This window comes from Micromonospora okii, from assembly GCF_020884795.1.
In the GTDB taxonomy this organism is placed as follows: domain Bacteria; phylum Actinomycetota; class Actinomycetes; order Mycobacteriales; family Micromonosporaceae; genus Micromonospora; species Micromonospora okii.
Genome location: NZ_BBZF01000035.1, coordinates 2,511 through 5,477, shown reverse-complemented (window position 1 = coordinate 5,477; position 2,967 = coordinate 2,511). Strand labels below are relative to the sequence as shown.

General features: G+C 56.9%; 2 rRNA genes (1 of these 2 cut by a window edge). Both read right to left on the bottom strand.

Features of this window, described 5'->3' with window-relative positions:
* Positions 1-3: 3 nt before the first annotated feature.
* Positions 4-120: ribosomal RNA gene (rrf, locus tag LPU43_RS28490) — 5S ribosomal RNA — on the bottom strand.
* Between the two features lie 86 nt (positions 121-206).
* Positions 207-2,967, bottom strand: a 23S ribosomal RNA gene (locus LPU43_RS28485); it runs 390 nt beyond the window's last position.

Below are 2,967 nucleotides of genomic sequence, written 5' to 3'. Positions count from 1 at the left end.
GAAGTCCGGCGGTGTCCTACTCTCCCACACCCTCCCGAGTGCAGTACCATCGGCGCTGGAGGGCTTAGCTTCCGGGTTCGGAATGTAACCGGGCGTTTCCCCTCCGCCATGACCGCCGTAACACTATCGACATATCAAACAACACCACACACATGGTCTGTTGTTCGTTTGTCTAGAGTTGCACAGTGGACGCGAGCAGAATCTTTGTAGTCAAGTCCTCGGCCTATTAGTACCGGTCAACTCAACCCGTTACCGAGCTTACATCTCCGGCCTATCAACCCAGTCGTCTAGCTGGGGGCCTTACCCCCTCAAAGAGGGGTGGGATACCTCATCTTGAAGCGAGCTTCCCGCTTAGATGCTTTCAGCGGTTATCCCTTCCGAACGTAGCCAACCAGCCGTGCCCCTGGCGGGACAACTGGCACACCAGAGGTTCGTCCGTCCCGGTCCTCTCGTACTAGGGACAGCCCTTCTCAAGTATCCTACGCGCACGGCGGATAGGGACCGAACTGTCTCACGACGTTCTAAACCCAGCTCGCGTACCGCTTTAATGGGCGAACAGCCCAACCCTTGGGACCTGCTACAGCCCCAGGATGCGACGAGCCGACATCGAGGTGCCAAACCATCCCGTCGATATGGACTCTTGGGGAAGATCAGCCTGTTATCCCCGGGGTACCTTTTATCCGTTGAGCGACACCGCTTCCACACGCAAGTGCCGGATCACTAGTCCCGACTTTCGTCCCTGCTCGACCTGTCAGTCTCACAGTCAAGCTCCCTTGTGCACTTGCACTCAACACCTGATTGCCAACCAGGCTGAGGGAACCTTTGGGCGCCTCCGTTACCCTTTAGGAGGCAACCGCCCCAGTTAAACTACCCACCAGACACTGTCCCTGAACCGGATAACGGCCCGAAGTTAGATACCCAAACCAACCAGAGTGGTATTTCAAGATTGCCTCCACCCATACTGGCGTATGGACTTCACCGGCTCCCACCTATCCTACACAAGCTAATTCGGATACCAATGTCAAGCTATAGTAAAGGTCCCGGGGTCTTTCCGTCCTGCCGCGCGTAACGAGCATCTTTACTCGTAATGCAATTTCGCCGGGCCTGTGGTTGAGACAGTGGGGAAGTCGTTACGCCATTCGTGCAGGTCGGAACTTACCCGACAAGGAATTTCGCTACCTTAGGATGGTTATAGTTACCACCGCCGTTTACTGGCGCTTAAGTTCTCCGCTTCGCCCCCGAAAGAGCTAACAGGTCCCCTTAACGTTCCAGCACCGGGCAGGCGTCAGTCCATATACATCGAATTACTTCTTCGCATGGACCTGTGTTTTTAGTAAACAGTCGCTTCCCCCTGCTCTCTGCGGCCATACAACGCTCCACCCGCAAGGGGCTTCACGTCTCCGGCCCCCCTTCTCCCTAAGTTACGGGGGCAATTTGCCGAGTTCCTTAACCACAGTTCGCCCGATCGCCTCGGTATTCTCTACCTGACCACCTGTGTCGGTTTGGGGTACGGGCCGCTCAGAACTCGCTAGAGGCTTTTCTCGGCAGCATAGGATCACTGACTTCACCTGAATCGGCTCGGCATCACGTCTCAGCCTTAATGCACCGCGGATTTGCCTACGGTACGGCCTACACGCTTACCCCGGCACAACCACCGGCCGGGATCAGCTACCTTCCTGCGTCACCCCATCGCTTGACTACTACCCGCCAGGTTCCCACGCTCCCCCAGTTTGGTCCGAAGACCGCCCCAGGTTCGGGTGGTTAGCACAACGAGGTTCATCAGGGACGCTCCTTCGCGGGTACGGGAATATCAACCCGTTGTCCATCGACTACGCCTCTCGGCCTCGCCTTAGGTCCCGACTCACCCAGGGCGGATTAGCCTGGCCCTGGAACCCTTGGTCATCCGGCGGAAGGGTTTCTCACCCTTCATTCGCTACTCATGCCTGCATTCTCACTCGTGCCGCGTCCACACCTCGATCACTCGGATGCTTCACCCCCGGCACGACGCTCCCCTACCCATCCACACACCTGCACGCACCATCAAGGGCACGCGAGGTTAAAATGTGAATGCCACAGCTTCGGCGGTGTGCTTGAGCCCCGCTACATTGTCGGCGCGGAACCACTTGACCAGTGAGCTATTACGCACTCTTTAAAGGGTGGCTGCTTCTAAGCCAACCTCCTGGTTGTCTATGCGACCCCACATCCTTTTCCACTTAGCACACGCTTAGGGGCCTTAGCTGGTGATCTGGGCTGTTTCCCTCTCGACTACGAAGCTTATCCCCCGCAGTCTCACTGCCGCGCTCTCACTTACCGGCATTCGGAGTTTGGCTGATTTCGGTAAGCTTGTGGGCCCCCTAGACCATCCAGTGCTCTACCTCCGGCAAGAAACACGCGACGCTGCACCTAAATGCATTTCGGGGAGAACCAGCTATCACGGAGTTTGATTGGCCTTTCACCCCTAACCACAGGTCATCCCCCAACTTTTCAACGTTGGTGGGTTCGGCCCTCCACGCGGTCTTACCCACGCTTCAGCCTGCCCATGGCTAGATCACTCCGCTTCGGGTCTAGGACACGCGACTGAACGCCCTATTCAGACTCGCTTTCGCTACGGCTCCCCCACACGGGTTAACCTCGCCACATGCCACTAACTCGCAGGCTCATTCTTCAAAAGGCACGCCGTCACCCCGCAAGGCTCCGACGGATTGTAGGCGAACGGTTTCAGGTACTATTTCACTCCCCTCCCGGGGTACTTTTCACCATTCCCTCACGGTACTCGTCCGCTATCGGTCACCAGGAAGTATTTAGGCTTACCAGGTGGTCCTGGCAGATTCACGGCAGATTACAGGGGTCCGCCGCTACTCGGGAACACCCACAGAAGACCAGCCACTTTCACCTACCGGACTTTCACCGCCTACGGTCAGCCATTCCAGACTGTTCGGCTAGCAACTGATTTTATAACTCCTCGAA